Origin of the sequence: Kitasatospora sp. NPDC094028 (assembly GCF_049543595.1) — a bacterium.
Classification (GTDB): domain Bacteria; phylum Actinomycetota; class Actinomycetes; order Streptomycetales; family Streptomycetaceae; genus Kitasatospora.
This window is the reverse complement of sequence record NZ_JBMVFA010000030.1, coordinates 83,816-99,088: the sequence shown is the minus strand read 5'-3', so window position 1 is coordinate 99,088 and position 15,273 is coordinate 83,816. Positions and strand designations below refer to the sequence as shown.

Here is a 15,273-nt window from a genome sequence, read left to right as displayed (position 1 = left end):
GGGGGGGGGGGGGGGGGCGCGCCGCGCGCCCCCACTTGGGCTGGCCCGGGGGTCGGGGGGGGGGGGGGCCCCGCCCCCCCCCCCCCCCCGGCCCCCGCCCCCGGGGCCGCGGCCCCCCCCCCGCGACCAGCGGGTCAGCTGCCGACGAAGGCCGCCAGCAGCAGCCAGACCACCGGGGCGGTCGGCAGGAGCGAGTCCAGCCGGTCCATGATCCCGCCGTGGCCGGGCAGCAGCGTGCCCATGTCCTTGATCCCGAGGTCGCGCTTGATCATCGACTCGCCCAGGTCGCCCAGGGTCGCGGTGACCGCCGCGCAGCCGCCCAGGATCAGGCCCTGCCACCAGCTGCCGTCGTCGATGATCAGCTGCATCAGCAGGGCGCCCGCCAGCATCGACAGCGCGATGCCGCCGGCCAGGCCCTCCCGGGTCTTTCCCGGGCTGATCGTCGGGGCCAGCTTGGTCTTGCCGAACTTGTAGCCCACCGCGTAGGCGCCGGTGTCGCTGCAGATCGTGACGATCAGGAACAGCACGATCCGCTGGGGGCCGTCGTCCGCCGCCAGCATCAACGCCACGAAGGTCGCCAGGAACGGCACGTAGAAGGCGGTGAACACACCTGCCGTTATGTCGCGCAGGTAGTTCTCCGGCGGCTCGGCCATCCGCCAGACCATCACCGCCAGCCCGGTCAGCGCGAGCGAGGCCGCCGCCCACTGGACGCCCGACCAGTAGCCGGTGGCGACCATGGCGACGCCGCCCACGACCAGCGGCACCAGCGGCGCCTTGATCTGCTTGCGCTCGGAGAGCCGGCTGGTCAGCTCCCAGACGCCGACCGCCACGGCAGCCATCACGACGACCAGGAACAGCGCCTTCACCACGAACAGCGAGGCGACGATCACCGCGCCGAGGCCGACCCCCACGCCTATGGCGGCCTGGAGGTTGCGGCCGCCGCGCTGCTTGCGCGGCTCCGGTTGCGGGGCGGGCTGGGCGGCCACGGGTGTCTCCTGCCCTGGATGGGACGACGGCACGAAGTGGGGCTGCCCGGCCGCCGGGTGGCTCGGCGGCGGCGCGGGATGCACCGGAGCCCCCGGGTACGGCGGGGTGCCGTGGCCGGGGGCGGGAGTGGCGTCGCCGGTTATCGCGCGCAGCACGACGGTCTCCGACCCGCCGGGGGCCTCCGGAGCGGACGGCTCGTCGCGGAACAGCGGGCCTCCGCTCAGCCGGCCGGCCGCCCGGGCCGGGCCGGCACCGTCCGCGGCCTGCGGGCCGGGATCGGGCGCACCGGGGAACGGGCCGGGGTCGGCCGGTACGGGAGGCATGACCTGAGTCTCCTCCGCGTCGCCGCCCCAGTACACCGGAGGCTGCTGCGGGTGATCCGAACGGAGGCCGCCGCCGCCCGGCGCGCCCGGGTGGGCGGCCGGGGCACCGGGGCGGCCCGGGACCGGCGCGGGAGCCGGGTACTCGCCGTACCCCGGCGCCGGATGGGCCGGGGTACGGGGTGCCTGCGGCTGCGGCGCCGGCCGGTAGGGCTGGAACTGCTGGTCGGACGGGCCCCAGTAGCCAGGGGCGTCAGGGGCGTCGTTCATCAGACCTCGAGCAGCTCGGCTTCCTTGTGCTTCAGCAGCTCGTCGACCTGGGCCACGTACTTGGCCGTGGTGTCGTCGAGCTCCTTCTCGGCGCGGCGGCCGTCGTCCTCGCCGACCTCGCCGTCCTTCACCAGCTTGTCGATGGCGTCCTTGGCCTTGCGGCGCACCGAGCGGATCGAGACCTTGGCGTCCTCGCCCTTGGTCCGCGCGATCTTGATGAACTCGCGGCGGCGCTCCTCGGTCAGCTCGGGCAGCACCACCCGGATGATCGAGCCGTCGTTGGACGGGTTGACGCCCAGGTCGGAGTCGCGGATCGCCTGCTCGATGGCCTTCAGCGCGGTCTTGTCGAACGGCGAGACGACCGCCATCCGCGGCTCCGGCACCGAGAACGAGGCGAGCTGGTTGATCGGCGTGATGGCGCCGTAGTACTCGGCGACGATCTTGGCGAACATCGCCGGGTGCGCGCGGCCGGTGCGGATGGCCGCGAGGTCGTCCTTGGCGACGAGGACGGCCTTCTCCATCTTCTCCTCGGCCTCGAGGAGGGTCTCTTCGATCACTGTGGTCTCCCTGTCCGGTTCATCTGCTGTGGTCCCGACCGGCCCCGGCGTCGAGGCCGGCCACGGCGTCGGCGCCGTCCGGTACGGCTGATTGCTGCTCAGGCCCGGACGGAATCCTGGCTGATGAGTGTGCCGATCTTCTCACTCTTCACCGCACGCGCGATATTGCCCTCCGCCAGCAGTTCGAAGACCAGCATCGGGAGGTTGTTGTCCTTGCACAGCGTGATCGCGGTGAGGTCGGCGACCTTGAGGTCGCGCGCGATGACCTCGGAGTACTCCAGGGCGTCGAACTTGACCGCGTCCGGGTTGGTCCGGGGGTCGGAGTCGTAGACGCCGTCCACGCCGTTCTTGCCCATCAGCAGGACGTCCGCGTGGATCTCCAGGGCGCGCTGGACGGCGGTGGTGTCGGTGGAGAAGTACGGCATGCCCATACCGGCGCCGAAGATCACCACACGGCCCTTCTCCAGGTGCCGGACGGCCCGCAGCGGGAGGTACGGCTCGGCGACCTGGCCCATCGTGATGGCGGTCTGGACCCGGGTCTCGATGCCCTCCTTGACCAGGAAGTCCTGCAGCGCCAGGCAGTTCATGACGGTGCCGAGCATGCCCATGTAGTCGGAGCGGGCCCGGTCCATGCCGCGGACCTGCAGCTCGGCGCCCCGGAAGAAGTTCCCGCCGCCGATGACCACCGCGACCTCGGTACCGGCGCGGACGACCGTGGCGATCTCACGGGCGATCGCGTGCACGACGTCCGGGTCGACGCCGAGCCCGCCGCCACCGGCGAAGGCCTCACCGGACAGCTTCAGCAGCACCCGGCGGCGCGAACCGGCCTTGGGGTCCTGTGCGGTCTCCTGCGTCTCCTGCATGGACTTCTCCTTTTTGCACCTGCTGGCTCACAGACCCGGGCGTGCGGGGCCCCGGTCTGCGCGTACACGCGAGGAGGCCACTGCCGCGGGAACCGGTTCGGTGTCCTGCACGGCAATGGCCTCCTCGTCGTTCATGGTGCCGACGCGGGCCGCCCGTTGACGGTTGGCGCTGGGTGAGCCCGTTCGGCGTTCCTCCCGCCCTGGTCAGCGGGCGGGGGCGGTTCCCAGCCTAGAGGGGCCGGGGACCTGGGGGAACGTGGCTCAGGCGCCGACGCGGAAGCGGGCGAAGCGCTTGAGGGAGACGCCGGCCTCCTCGAGGACCTTGGCGACGGACTTCTTGTTGTCCTTCGCGAAGGCCTGCTCCAGGACGGAGTTCTCCTTGACGAAGCCGGTGACGCGACCCTCGACGATCTTCGGCAGGGCGGCCTCGGGCTTGCCCTCCTCGCGGGCGGTGGCCTCGGCGACGCGACGCTCGTTCTCCAGCGCCTCGGCCGGGATCTCCTCGCGGGACAGGTACTTCGGAGCGAAGGCGGCGATGTGCTGCGCGACGTCCTTGGCGACCTCGGCGTTCTCCTTGTCCAGCTCGACCAGGACGCCGACGGCCGGCGGCAGGTCGGGGCTGGTCTTGTGCAGGTAGACCGCGACGAAGCCGTCACCGTCGAACTGCGCGAAGCGACGGAAGACGATCTTCTCGCCCAGGGTCGCGTTGGCCTCGTCCACGAACTGCTGGACGGTCTTGCCGGCCTCGATCTCGGAAGCCAGGGCGGCGTCCAGGTCGGCCGGGGCCGTCTTGGCGACGTGGGCGGCGATCGCGTCGGCGACCTTGACGAAGTTGTCACCCTTGGCGACGAAGTCGGTCTCGCAGTTCAGCTCGACCAGGACGCCGGACTTCTTGTCCTCGGCGATCAGCGCGGAGACGGCGCCGTTGGAGGCGTCACGGCCCTCGCGCTTGGCAACGCCCTTCTGGCCCTTGATGCGCAGGAGCTCGACGGCCTTCTCGACGTTGCCCTCGGCCTCGTCCAGGGCCTTCTTGCAGTCCATCATGCCGGCGCCGGTGAGCTCACGGAGCTTCTTGACGTCCGCGGCGGTGAAGTTCGCCATGGTGTGAATCTCTTCTCGCGTCTCGCGTGTCTGCGTGGGGATGCGCCGGGACCGGTGGTTCGGTCCCGGCGCGGGAGAGAGGGGCACCCGCCGGCTTCGTACCGGCCGGTGCCCCTCACCCTTGGTACGTCAGGCCTGCTCGGCCGGAGCCTCGGCGGCCGGAGCCTCAGCGGCCGGGGCCTCGGCGGCGGCGGGGGCCTCCTCGGCCTTCTTCTCGCCCTCGATGAGGTCCTTCTCCCAGTCGGCCAGCGGCTGGTCGGCGCCCGGCTCGGCCTTGGCGTCGCCCTTGGCGACACCGGCGCGGGCCTTCAGACCCTCGGCCACGGCGTCGGCGATCACGCGGGTCAGCAGGGTGACGGAGCGGATCGCGTCGTCGTTGCCCGGGATCTTGTAGTCGACCTCGTCGGGGTCACAGTTGGTGTCGAGGATGGCGACGACCGGGATGTTGAGCTTCCGGGCCTCGCCGACCGCGATGTGCTCCTTCTTGGTGTCCACGATCCACACGGCGCTGGGAACGCGCTGCATGTCGCGGATACCGCCGAGGGTCTTCTCCAGCTTGTCGTGCTCGCGCTGGAGGACCAGGAGCTCCTTCTTGGTGAGGCCGGAACCGGCCACGTCCGAGAAGTCCAGCTCGCCCAGCTCCTTGAGGCGCTGCAGACGCTTGTAGACGGTCGAGAAGTTGGTCAGCATGCCGCCGAGCCAGCGCTGGTTCACGTAGGGCATGCCCACGCGGGTGGCCTGCTCGGCGATGGCCTCCTGGGCCTGCTTCTTCGTGCCGACGAAGAGGACGCTGCCGCCGTGGGCAACGGTCTCCTTGATGAACTCGAAGGCGCGGTCGATGTAGTTCAGCGACTGCAGGAGGTCGATGATGTAGATGCCGTTGCGCTCGGTGATGATGAAGCGCTTCATCTTCGGGTTCCAGCGGCGGGTCTGGTGACCGAAGTGGACGCCGCTCTCCAGCAGCTCCCGCATCGTGACGACGGCCATGGCCGTGCTCCTCAGGTGTTACGGCCCGGCTGTGGCGTTCCCGCATCGGGTGGCCGCCCACGGCCGGGTCAGGCTCGGTTTGTCCGTGGCAGCCAGGTGACAGCCACGCCTGACGCCCCGAACGTGCCGAGCCGCTCCCACCCTCCCGGTCCTGGGACCATTCGGGCTCGGGCGGACCGAGCGGCACTCGCACCAGGCGGGGGCTGCGGTCGAACCGTGTCCGTCCACGTCCGTCCACCGGTGGCGGGGCGTGCGAAGTCGACCCGGCGGACCGGGTCGCGTGTGAAGTGTACGGGAAGCGCCGAGGGGCGGGCGACTCCGAGACCGGCGGAGGGCCTGGGACGGGCGCGCCCATGTGGGCGGGAGGGGCCTCGATCGGGCCCGGCGTCTCCCGGCGGTATGCCGCCGGGACTCCCCGCGCATGCCGTTTCTACACCGGATGGCGGCATCCGTACACCCGTTGGGGGGACGGACGGGAGGCGGGGAGGCGGTTTGTCCACAGGAATCCGGAAGTGGGTGGTGCGAGCGGCGGGAGCGCGTCGAGCCTGGGCGCATGACTGTTCGTGCAGGGATGGCGGTGATGGTCCTGTCGCTGTTGCCGCTCGCGCCGTCCGGGACGGCGGCCGGGGCGGCCGGGGCGGCGGAGGCCGTTCCGGGCGGCGATGCCGTGGCGGGCTTCGTCGCGCGGGGGTTCGCCACGGAGGCGGCAGGCGGCGGCGGTGCCGGTGGTGGCGGTGGCGGGCGGGCCTGGCCGGTGGGCGGGCCCGGCGGCGTGCTGGGGCGCTTCGAGCCGCCGCCGAAGCCCTGGTCCGCCGGCCACCGCGGGGTGGACCTCGCCGCCGCGCCGGGCGCGCAGGTGCGCGCGGCCGCGGGAGGGGTCGTCACGTTCTCGGGACTGGTGGCGGGGCGCCCGGTGGTGACCGTCACCCACCCCGGCTCCGGCAGTCCCCCGCTCCGGACGACCTACCTGCCCGTCCTGGGCGCCGTACCGGTCGGCGCGACCGTGGCCGCCGGTCAGCCGATCGGACGGCTCGCCCCGGACGGCCGGCACTGCGCCGGGCGCGACTGCCTGCACTGGGGGCTGCTGCGCGGCCGCCGCTACCTCGACCCGCTGGCCCTGTTCGGGACGGGTGCGGCACGGCTGCTGCCGCTGGGCAGGGCGGGGGTCAGGGGCGGCACGGCCCCGGCGGTCGGCCCGGGTGCGACGGGCCAGGGCGGCTCAGGAGCGGTCGAGGCCGTGCAGCGCCAGGGCGACGGCCGCGTCGGCGATCATCTCGGGGCGTTCGGTCAGACACCCCGCCCGGCCCCCGCCGGCCGCCTGCTCGACCTGGCGGACGGCGGCCTCCACGACCCCCTGCAACAGGACCGCGGCCAGCCGGGGGCGCTCGTGGCCCAGGTCCTCCAGCGCCTGGACGACCAGCCCGACCAGCTTCTTGTGCGCCGTCCGGATCCGCTCGCGCGCCGCCTCGTCGAGTTCCAGCGCCGAGATCGCCACGACCGCCCGGTGGCGCGGGTCGGTGGCCAGCGCCAACTGGCCCCGGACGTACGCCTCGATCCGCTCGGCCGCGGTGTCGCAGCTGCCCATGCCGGCCTCGATCTCGGCGGCCCAGAGCGGGAAGTCCGCCTCGCACAGCGCCTCGACCACGGCGGCGCGGGAACGGAAGTACTCGTAGACCGAGGAGCGCGCCAGCCCGGTGCGCGCCGCGAGAGCCGGGAACGTCAGGGCCTCCGTGCCGCCCTCGGTGAGCAGGGTGCGGGCGGCGTCGAGGAGGGCTGCCCGCTGCAGCTGGCGATGCTCGGCCACCGTGGCCGCTCGGATCTTGGGCACGCACCCACTGTACGGAGCCCTACGTCCGGCCGATACGGTGCCGCGCGTTCGAAGGACGCACGGGCCCGACCGCCCGCCCCGGGCCGCTGGAAGGGGAGCCGGGCACCGCCGGGACCAGGCCCGCACCGGAGCCGGGCGCCATCGGACCCGGGCGCTACCGGACGTCCGACAGCTTGGCTCGCAGCTGGAGCACGGACTTGGTGTGGATCTGGCTCACCCGGCTCTCCGTCACACCGAGCACCTGGCCGATCTCGGCGAGCGTGAGGCCCTCGTAGTAATAGAGGGTCACCACCGTCTTCTCCCGCTCGGGGAGGGTGTTGACCGCGTGGGCCAGCAGACGGCGCAGCTCGCGGTCCTCCGCCACCTCGACCGGGTTGTCGGCGCCGTGGTCCTCCAGGGTGTCCATCAGGCTGAGCCGGTCGCCGCCCTCCCCCACCGGGTGCAGCAGCTCGTCCAGTGCCACCACGTTGGCCAGCGACAGCTGGCTGAAGATGGCGTGCAGGTCCTCGATCGCGATGCCCATCTCGGCCGCGACCTCGGGGTCGTGCGGCGTCCGGCGCAGCCGGGCCTCCAGCGTGGCGTACGTCCGCTCGACGGCCTTGGCCTTCTGCCGGACGGAGCGCGGGATCCAGTCCAGCGCCCGCAGTTCGTCGATGATCGCGCCGCGGATCCGGCTGATCGCGTAGGTCTCGAACTTGATGGCCCGGTCGACGTCGAACTTCTCGATCGCGTCGATGAGTCCGAAGACGCCGGAGGAGACGAAGTCGGCCTGCTCGACGTTGGCCGGCAGGCCGACCCCGACCCGGCCCGCCACGTACTTGACGAGCGGTGAGTAGTGCAGGATCAGCTGCTCGCGCAGGCGGACGTCGCCGGTGGCCTTGTAGGCGCGCCAGAGCTCTTCGAGCGCGCTGCGGCCCTGGGCCTCGGGCTCGGCCGCCTCGGGCGCGGCGGCCCGGGGTGCGGCCGCCTCGGGCGCGGCGGCCCGGGGCACGGCGGCAGCCGGCGGGGCGCCATCGGGCGCGGCACCGCCGGATGCGGCACCGCCAGGCGCGCGGACGTCCGGCTCACGCCCGGCGGCCGGGCGTGCGCCGGCCCGCTGCGCTCCGGGCGCCCGTTCCCGCCGGGGCGGGGAGACCGGCGGGGCGGTCGCGTCGGGCGCCGGCGCGTCGCCGGGCGAGCGGGGCGCACCGGTGGCGGCCGCGCCTTCCACGGCCGCCTGGTCGGCGGTGGCACCCTCGCCGGCCGTGCCGTCCGCAGGCTGGCCTGGCACCGCCGCCGGCCGGCCGCCCTGGCGCGACAGGCCTCCCATCGCCCCCGCCTGCTTCGACGGGAACTCGCTCACGGGGCGCCGCTCGGTCCTCGGCCCTCCCGAGGACCGAGCGCCACCGGTCACTCTGTGTCCGGGAATGTGTGTGGGCATGCGTAGGTCTGCGCCGTTCTGCCGAGTCATGTGCTGATAGGGAAGGCAGGTGGAGCGTAGCGTGACCGACTCGATGCAAAGCGCTACCGCCACTCGGTCGTCCCCCGATCCGGTGGCGTTCGCCCGCCGGAACCGGGCACCCGATCGGAAGAACCGGATCAGCAGGTCAGCCGCGCGATACCGCTCGGACGCGGTTGGTCCTCCGCCGCCCTCCGCCCTCGTCCGTCCACCTCCGCCCCTCTCCCCTCGGTTTCCGCTGTCGTGCGCGGTGCCGGGCCGCGCCCCGTTCCCGTGCTCACCTCCTCCGCACCACGCGCCAGTGCGCGCCGTGCCGCTCCACGAAGCCGAGCGAGCCCAACTCGTAGAGCTTCTGCAGCACTTCGTCCGGCGGCAGCCCGGACTGCCGGGCCAACCGCTCGATCGGCGCGCCCTCCGGCGTCGCCGGGACGGCCTCCAGGACCCGGGCCACCGCCGGCTCCAGCAGGTCCCTGGGCAGCACCGGACCGGCCCGCTGCGGCGCCAGGTCGTCCCCGATCGCCCCGATCAGCTCGGTGACCTCGGCCGCGTCGGTGACCAGGGTGGCGGCCCCGCTGCGGATCAGGGCGTGCACCCCGGACGAGAGTTCGGAGGTCACCGGGCCGGCGACGCCCATGGTGTGGCGGTTGAGGTCGCGCGCCCGTCTCGCGGTGCTCAGCGCGCCGCTGCGCATCGCCGCCTCCACCACCACGGTGCCCCGGGTGAGCGCCGCGATGACCCGGTTGCGCAGGACGAAGCGGAACCGGTTGGGGTGTTCGCCGGGCGGGAGTTCGCTGACCAGCAGGCCCTGGACGCCGATCCGCCGGATCAGTTCGGCATTCCCCTTGGGGTAGGCCACGTCGACCCCGCAGGCCAGCACGGCGACGGTCGTCCCGCCGACCGCGAGCGCCCCGCGGTGCGCCGCCGCGTCGATCCCGTAGGCGGCGCCGGAGACCACCACCCAACCGCGCTCGGCCAGTTCGGCCGACAGTTCGCCCGCGACGTGGGCGCCGTACGCGGTGCAGGCCCGGGAGCCCACCACCGCGACCGAACGGAGCGCCAGCAGCCGCAGCGATCCGGTGCCGGTCGTCCACAGTCCGATCGGGCGTCCGTCGCCCAGGTCGTCCAGTTGGCTGGGCCATTCCGTGTCCCCCGGAATGATGAAGCGCCCACCCGTGTCCTGTACCCGTTTCAGGTCGTCGGCCGGGTCCGGACCGGCGAGTCGTGCCTGGTAGCCGGCGAGCCGGGCGGCGTCCAGTCCGGGGTGCGCGGGGACGGTGCCGTCCCGGATCGCCCGCACGACCTCGGTCGCGGGGAGCCGGCCGAGCCAACGGCCGACCACCGCGTCCCCCGGCTCGCTGACCCGGTTGAGCAGGGCCCGGGCCAGGCGCTCCGGCTCGGGTTCGACCGCCGTCCGGTCCGCGAAGGGCGGCCGGGGGTTCCTCAGCGACTGGTTCACGTCTCACCGCTTTCGTCGTCGTCGACCGCTCGTCCACGGTCGCGGGCACCGGCCCGGCCGCCGTTCGGGCCGCCGCGCTGGCCGGGGATGCCGCCGAGCCGGCCGAAGACCCGCTCGGTCAGCGGGAGTCCGCCCTGTTCCGCGCCGGTGCGCAGGACCAGGGCGGTGCGCACGTCCCGCTGGTCCGGACGGTCGCGGCCGGCGAGGTCGGCGACCGTCCAGGCCACCCGGAGCACCCGGTCCAGCCCCCGGGCGGTGAGCAGCCCCCGCTCCAGCTGGCGGGCGGCGTCGTTGAGCGCGTCCGGCGCGAGCTGCCACCGGGTGCGCAGCTCGTGGCCCGGCACCTCCGCGTTGGTCCGCCACGGGGTGTTGGCCAGCCTGGCGGCCGCCCGCTCCCGGGCGGCCAGCACCCGGGCCGCCACGGTCTCGGTGCTCTCCGCCGAGGCGTCGCGCTCCATGAGTTCGGCCCTGGTCACCGGGGCGACCTGGACCTGGAGGTCGACCCGGTCCAGCAGCGGCCCGGACAGCCGCCCTTGGTAGCGGCTGACCATCACGGGAGTGCACTCGCAGCCCTCGCCCCGCCGCGAGTACCGACCGCAGGGGCAGGGGTTGGCCGCCAGGCAGAGGAGGAAGCGCGCCGGCAGCCGGAGCGATCCGGCCGAGCGGGCGATCAGCACCTCGCCGGACTCCAGCGGTTGGCGCAGCGCGTCCAGCACCCGGACGGGGAACTCTGGTGCCTCGTCCAGGAAGAGCACGCCCCGGTGGGCCAGCGAGACCGCCCCCGGTCTCGGCAGGCCGCTCCCGCCGCCGACGATCGCGGGCATCGTCGTGGAGTGGTGCGGGGCGCAGTAGGGCGCGGTGTCGATCAGCGGTCGCCCGGCCGGGAGCAGGCCCGCCACCGAGTGCACGGCGGTGACCTCCAGTGCCTCCTTCTGGGTCAGCGGCGGGAGCAGCGCGGGCAGCCGCTCCGCCAGCATCGTCTTGCCCGCACCCGGCGGGCCCTTCAGGTACAGGTGGTGTCCGCCGGCGGCGGCGATCTCCAGGGCGCGCCTGGCCTCGTACTGGCCGGCCACGTCGGCCATGTCGAGGTGGGCCCGGTCCGCGGGCAGGCCGCGGACGCTCGCGCTGGGCAGCATCAGCCCGGCCATCAGCGGGTCCGGCCGGCCGCCGATCGGGTCGGGCGGCTCCTCCGGCACGGGCATCCCGGTGAGCACCGCGACCAGTTCGCGCAGGCTGCGGACGCCGATCACCGTCACGCCGGGGACGAGTGCTGCCTCGGGCGCCGTCTGCTCGGCGACCACGATCCTCTTGTACCCGGCGTCGGCCGCGGCCAGCACCGAGGGCAGCACCCCGCGGACCGGCCGAACCCGGCCGTCCAGCCCCAGCTCGCCGATGAGCAGCAGGTCGGCGATGGAGTCGGGCTCCAGCCGCTCGGCGGCGGCCAGCACGGCGCAGGCCACCGCGAGGTCGAAGCCGCTGCCGCTCTTGGGCACCGAGGCGGGGCTGAGACCGACCGTCAGCTTGCGCTGCGGCCACGCCTCTCCGCTGTTGCAGACGGCGGCACGGACCCTGTCCCGGGCCTCGGTGAGGGCCTTGTCGGGCAGGCCGACCAGGGTGAACGCGGCCACCCCGGGCTCCAGATCGGCCTGGACCTCGACGACCACTCCGTCGACCCCGACGAGGGCGACCGAACAGGTGCGGGCGAAGGCCATGTCAGACCACCCCCCGCAGGTGGTCGACCAGGGCCGCACCCCGTGCCCGGTTGATGACCGCCACCAGGTCGATCCGCACGCCCCCGGGCGGGGCGGGCGGCCACTGCGGGTCGGCCGGCCCGGGCTCGTACCCGGGCCCGGCGAGCCGGGCGAAGTGGGCGGGCCAGCGTTCGGCCAGCCAGCGCTCGGCGAGGCGCCGCAGCCGGGCCGCCTTGGCCTGGTCGATGGCCTCGCTGGGCTGTTGGAAGCCCCGCTCGGAGCGGGTCTTCACCTCGCAGACCGCGACGGTGTCGCCGTCGAGGGCGACGATGTCCAGCTCGCCCTCGGCGCAGCGCCAGTTGCGGTCCAGGATGCGGAGCCCGGCCTCGGTGAGGCGGCGGGCGGCGACCCGCTCGCCGTAGCGGCCGAGCCCGTTGTTGGTGCCGCGGCCCGGGGCCCCTCGGGGGCTCCCCGCGGTCTCGGCACGGTCCGGTCCGGCCTGCGCCCGTACGGCCCGGTCCGGCCCGCGGACGTCCTGAGTGACGGTGTTCCGCGTGTTCTGCACGACGGTGTGCTGCATGGTGACCACCTCCGCCGAGGAGGTTGCACCGTCGCGCAGGATCAGGCCGGGGAATTTCGCTCCCCTGTGGATAACTCGGGCCTGTGGACAACTCCTGTCACCCTCAGGAGTGAGAAGCCCCGTTCACGCGGAATTCGGCTGGACAACGCGGGCCCGAGTCGTTCAACGTCAGTTCCCGAAGCCGGACTCGTCCGAGGGCAGCTCCAGGTCGCTCTTCGCGAGTTCCTCGATGTTCACGTCCTTGAAGGTCAGCACCCGGACCTTACGGACGAACCGGGCCGGCCGGTACATGTCCCAGACCCACGCATCCGCCATCGACACCTCGAAGAACACCTCGCCCTGGACCGAGTGCACCTGCAGCTCGTAGTCGTTGGTGAGGTAGAACCGTCGCTCGGTCTCGATCACGTACTTGAACAGGCCGACGACGTCCCGGTACTCCCGGTAGAGCTTGAGCTCCATCTCGGTCTCGTACTTCTCGAGATCTTCGGCACTCATCCAGGCGTCCCCTCAACTCGTCATGTCCACCCATTGTGGACCACCGCACCCACGCTCAGAGCCGTTCCGGATCGACCGGCGGGCCATCCCTGAGCAGTCGCTCCAGGAAGTCCGCCAGTCCGGCCGGATAGACCGTCTCGGCCGTCGACCTCAACTCGTCGACCGTCCACCAGCGCGCCCCGAGCAGCTGGGCGTGTTCGTCCTCGCCCATGCCCGAAAGGTCCAGGTCCGTCTCGGCGGTCCGGGCCAGGTGGAACCACTGCTCCTGCTCGTAGCGCTGTCCCCGAAAGGAGAACGACACCGTGCCGTACGCCACCAAGGGCCCCAGGTCCACACCCCGCAAGCCCGTCTCCTCCGCGAGCTCCCGCTCCGCGGCCTCCCGCACGCCCTCCCCCGCCTCCAAGCCGCCGCCGGGCGTGAACCACCACGTCTCGCGCGGTTCGGCCGGGTCGGCGCCCAGGAACAGGAGGATGCGGTCCAGCCCGTCGAGCAGCAGGATCCGCGCGGCCTTCCGCCGCTGTGCTGTCATGGCCGCGCTCCACGCTCCTTCCGTCCGCGCCGGTGGCGCTTCCGATCCTGCCACCCGGCGCGGCCGTCCGGGGCGATGTTCGGCAGAGCGGGCCGCGCCGCGACGCTCCCGGTCAGGACGCGTCCACCCGGCGGAACCGGCGCGCCAGGCCCGCCACCCCGCTCACCGCACACACCACGATGATCAGCGCCGCGCCGCCAACGGTCGCGTACGCGGCCGGCGCGAGCGGGCCGGGCGAGCCGGCCTTCGGGCCGGCGAGGCCGTCGAAGGCGGTCGTCCGGTCCAGCAGACCGGTGCGGCCGGACGGGAGGAGGGTGGCCTCGACCCTCGCCTCCACCCCATCGGCCGGGACGGTCCCGCCGTCGACCTCCAGGTGGGTGCGGGAGTCGAGCGAGCCCGTCCGGTTGTCGCCGAGCAGGAACAGGCGGCCCGGCGGCACCGTCACGCTGAAGGAGTCGCCGCCTTTCGGGCCCTGGTCCGCCAGGTAGGGCTCGTCCACGGGCTGACCGTTGACGGTCAGCCGGCGGTCCTCCCGGGTGGTGGCGACGGTGTCCCCGCCGACCGCGACCACGCGCTTGACCATGAGCTGGCCGCCCCAGGCCTGGTCCCGGAAGACCACCACGTCGCCCCGGCCGACCGAGCCGCCGCCGACCTTGCGGGCCAGCACGGTGTCCCCGACCTGGAGCGTGGGGGACATCGAGGCGGTGGGGATGTCGTAGGGCCGGTAGTCGACGGCGATCAGCACGAAGCCGCCGATCATCAGCACCAGCCCGAGCGCGATCGCCACGCCCTGCAGCACCGCGGCGGCCCGCCGGCGCGGGCGGGCGGGCGCGGCCGCACGGTCGTCGGCCGTCTGTTCCACCACACCGCTCATAGCAACCGTCCACCTCTGGCCGACCGGAGAACGCCACCGACGCGCCGGGGTCACGGACGCGAAAGCCGGCGGGCCGTGGCACGTCCGAGCAGATTACTCGTCGGTACCACGGCCCGCGCAAGAGTCGGGGAGGACCCCGTCGACCTCAGGACTCCTTCCGGCGCTCCTTCCGGGCCCGCACCCGACGCACCACCGGGAGCAGGGCGACCGCACCCACCGCACCGGCCACGGGAGGCGCCAGTGGCGCGCCCGCCGCCAGGCCCTTCTGGTCGAAGGTGTCCGGCACCGGGAGCGTCGACCAGTGGCTGACCGGCCAGGCCACCACGAAGGCGCGCCCGATCACGTTGTCCACCGGCACGGACCCGCCGCCAGGCTGGTCCTGGTGGTACCGGGAGTCCAGCGAGTTGGAACGGTGGTCGCCCATCACCCAGATCCGGCCCTTGTCCACCTTCACCGGACCGAAGGGCAGGGTGCCGCACGCGGGGTTGCCCTGGAACACGTAGGGCTCGTTCAGGGCGACGCCGTTGACCTTCAGCGGGCCGTTGCCGTCGCACTCGACGGTGTCCCCGCCGACCGCGACGACCCGCTTGATCAGGTCCTTCTCATTGGCGGAGGGCATCAGACCGACGAAGCTCAGCACGTCCTGGACGCCGCGGAGGAAGGAGTTGTCGCTCTGCTGGGCCGGCTCGTCGTTCAGCCAGCCGCCCGGGTCGTGGAACACCACGACCTCGCCGCGCTCGGGCTCGGCCCCGAACCAGGGGGTCAGCTTGTCCACCAGGACGCGGTCGCCGACCTGCAGCGTGTTCTGCATCGACTCGGAAGGAATGGAGAACGCCTGGACGAAGAAGGTCTTGATCACGAGCGCGAGGACCAGTGCGATGCCGACCAGGATCGGCAGTTCCTTCCAGAAGGAGCGCTGCTTGCGTGGCTTGTCCGACGCCTCCGGCCCCGCGTCCTCCGCGTTCTCCGCCGACTCGGAGTCCGGTCGCTCGGAGCCCGGTCGCTCGGACTCCGGCCGCTGGGGCTCGGCCGAGCCCTCCATGCCGTCACCGTGCTCGTCCGCGGTCTGGGCCGCCGTGTCCTCGACCGAGGCCGAGGCCGCCGCGGACTCCGCGGACCGGGCCACTCGGCGGCCGGAGCCCTCGGGCTCTCCGGCGCCTGAGCGGGCGCCGATCACCACATCCCCCACAACGTCTCCTCCCTGCTGTGCGGACGCCCGCGCGCCCGCGCTCACAGTGCCGCACAGCGGGCACCACGCCGACCGATGGCCATGAACGCCTCAGGGCTGCCCACAGCG

14 protein-coding genes and 1 pseudogene are annotated in these 15,273 nt (G+C 73.4%); 1 reads left to right on the top strand and 14 read right to left on the bottom strand.

Annotation, left to right across the window (positions count from 1 at the left end):
- Positions 1-134 precede the first annotated feature (134 nt).
- The 5 genes from ACPC54_RS32515 to rpsB form a co-directional block, all read right to left on the bottom strand.
- Positions 135-1,577 (bottom strand): phosphatidate cytidylyltransferase, encoded by a 1,443-nt coding sequence (locus ACPC54_RS32515; protein ID WP_498969985.1) that lies wholly within the window; start codon positions 1,575-1,577, stop codon positions 135-137.
- Positions 1,577-2,134, bottom strand: a complete 558-nt coding sequence (frr, locus tag ACPC54_RS32510) for a ribosome recycling factor (RefSeq protein WP_498969983.1) — start codon at positions 2,132-2,134, stop codon at positions 1,577-1,579. The genes ACPC54_RS32515 and frr overlap by 1 nt, the downstream gene beginning before the upstream one ends.
- Before the next feature lie 98 nt (positions 2,135-2,232).
- Positions 2,233-2,997, bottom strand: coding sequence for a UMP kinase (gene pyrH, locus ACPC54_RS32505; protein WP_030056790.1), 765 nt, complete (start codon positions 2,995-2,997; stop codon positions 2,233-2,235).
- A 261-nt stretch (positions 2,998-3,258) separates the two neighbouring features.
- Positions 3,259-4,098 (bottom strand): translation elongation factor Ts, encoded by an 840-nt coding sequence (tsf, locus tag ACPC54_RS32500; RefSeq protein WP_498969982.1) that lies wholly within the window; start codon positions 4,096-4,098, stop codon positions 3,259-3,261.
- Positions 4,099-4,227: 129 nt separating this feature from the next.
- Positions 4,228-5,085, bottom strand: coding sequence for a 30S ribosomal protein S2 (gene rpsB, locus ACPC54_RS32495; protein ID WP_363575374.1), 858 nt, complete (start codon positions 5,083-5,085; stop codon positions 4,228-4,230).
- Between the two features lie 421 nt (positions 5,086-5,506).
- Here rpsB and ACPC54_RS32490 point away from each other — a divergent pair.
- Positions 5,507-6,136: pseudogene (locus ACPC54_RS32490) on the top strand (peptidoglycan DD-metalloendopeptidase family protein); the annotation flags it as partial.
- A gap of 168 nt (positions 6,137-6,304) precedes the next feature.
- On the opposite strand, the gene ACPC54_RS32485 reads toward ACPC54_RS32490, so the two are convergent.
- The 9 genes from ACPC54_RS32485 to lepB (ACPC54_RS32445) form a co-directional block, all read right to left on the bottom strand.
- Positions 6,305-6,889 (bottom strand): TetR/AcrR family transcriptional regulator, encoded by a 585-nt coding sequence (locus tag ACPC54_RS32485; protein ID WP_498970009.1) that lies wholly within the window; start codon positions 6,887-6,889, stop codon positions 6,305-6,307.
- Between the two features lie 178 nt (positions 6,890-7,067).
- Positions 7,068-7,904 carry an RNA polymerase sigma factor WhiG gene (gene whiG, locus ACPC54_RS32480; RefSeq protein ID WP_498970007.1) on the bottom strand — a complete coding sequence of 279 codons (837 nt, stop codon included), beginning with the start codon at positions 7,902-7,904 and terminating at the stop codon, positions 7,068-7,070.
- 724 nt (positions 7,905-8,628) lie between these two features.
- Positions 8,629-9,807: a DNA-processing protein DprA gene (gene dprA, locus ACPC54_RS32475; RefSeq protein ID WP_498969980.1), complete on the bottom strand. Its 1,179-nt coding sequence runs from the start codon at positions 9,805-9,807 to the stop codon at positions 8,629-8,631.
- Positions 9,804-11,519 (bottom strand): YifB family Mg chelatase-like AAA ATPase, encoded by a 1,716-nt coding sequence (locus tag ACPC54_RS32470; RefSeq protein ID WP_498969979.1) that lies wholly within the window; start codon positions 11,517-11,519, stop codon positions 9,804-9,806. Before ACPC54_RS32470 ends, dprA begins: the two co-directional genes overlap by 4 nt.
- A 1-nt stretch (position 11,520) precedes the next feature.
- Complete coding sequence (locus ACPC54_RS32465; RefSeq protein WP_498970006.1) at positions 11,521-12,063, bottom strand: YraN family protein; 543 nt, start codon at positions 12,061-12,063, stop codon at positions 11,521-11,523.
- A 183-nt stretch (positions 12,064-12,246) separates the two neighbouring features.
- Complete coding sequence (locus ACPC54_RS32460) at positions 12,247-12,573, bottom strand: DUF2469 domain-containing protein (RefSeq protein ID WP_030056781.1); 327 nt, start codon at positions 12,571-12,573, stop codon at positions 12,247-12,249.
- A gap of 55 nt (positions 12,574-12,628) precedes the next feature.
- A complete protein-coding gene (locus ACPC54_RS32455; protein ID WP_498969978.1) occupies positions 12,629-13,102 on the bottom strand; it encodes an NUDIX hydrolase in 474 nt (157 codons plus the stop codon).
- 112 nt (positions 13,103-13,214) lie between these two features.
- Positions 13,215-13,976 carry a signal peptidase I gene (lepB, locus tag ACPC54_RS32450; RefSeq protein ID WP_498969977.1) on the bottom strand — a complete coding sequence of 254 codons (762 nt, stop codon included), beginning with the start codon at positions 13,974-13,976 and terminating at the stop codon, positions 13,215-13,217.
- A 145-nt stretch (positions 13,977-14,121) separates the two neighbouring features.
- On the bottom strand, positions 14,122-15,165 hold the full coding sequence (gene lepB, locus ACPC54_RS32445; protein ID WP_498969976.1) for a signal peptidase I: 1,044 nt from the start codon (positions 15,163-15,165) through the stop codon (positions 14,122-14,124).
- Positions 15,166-15,273: the final 108 nt, after the last annotated feature.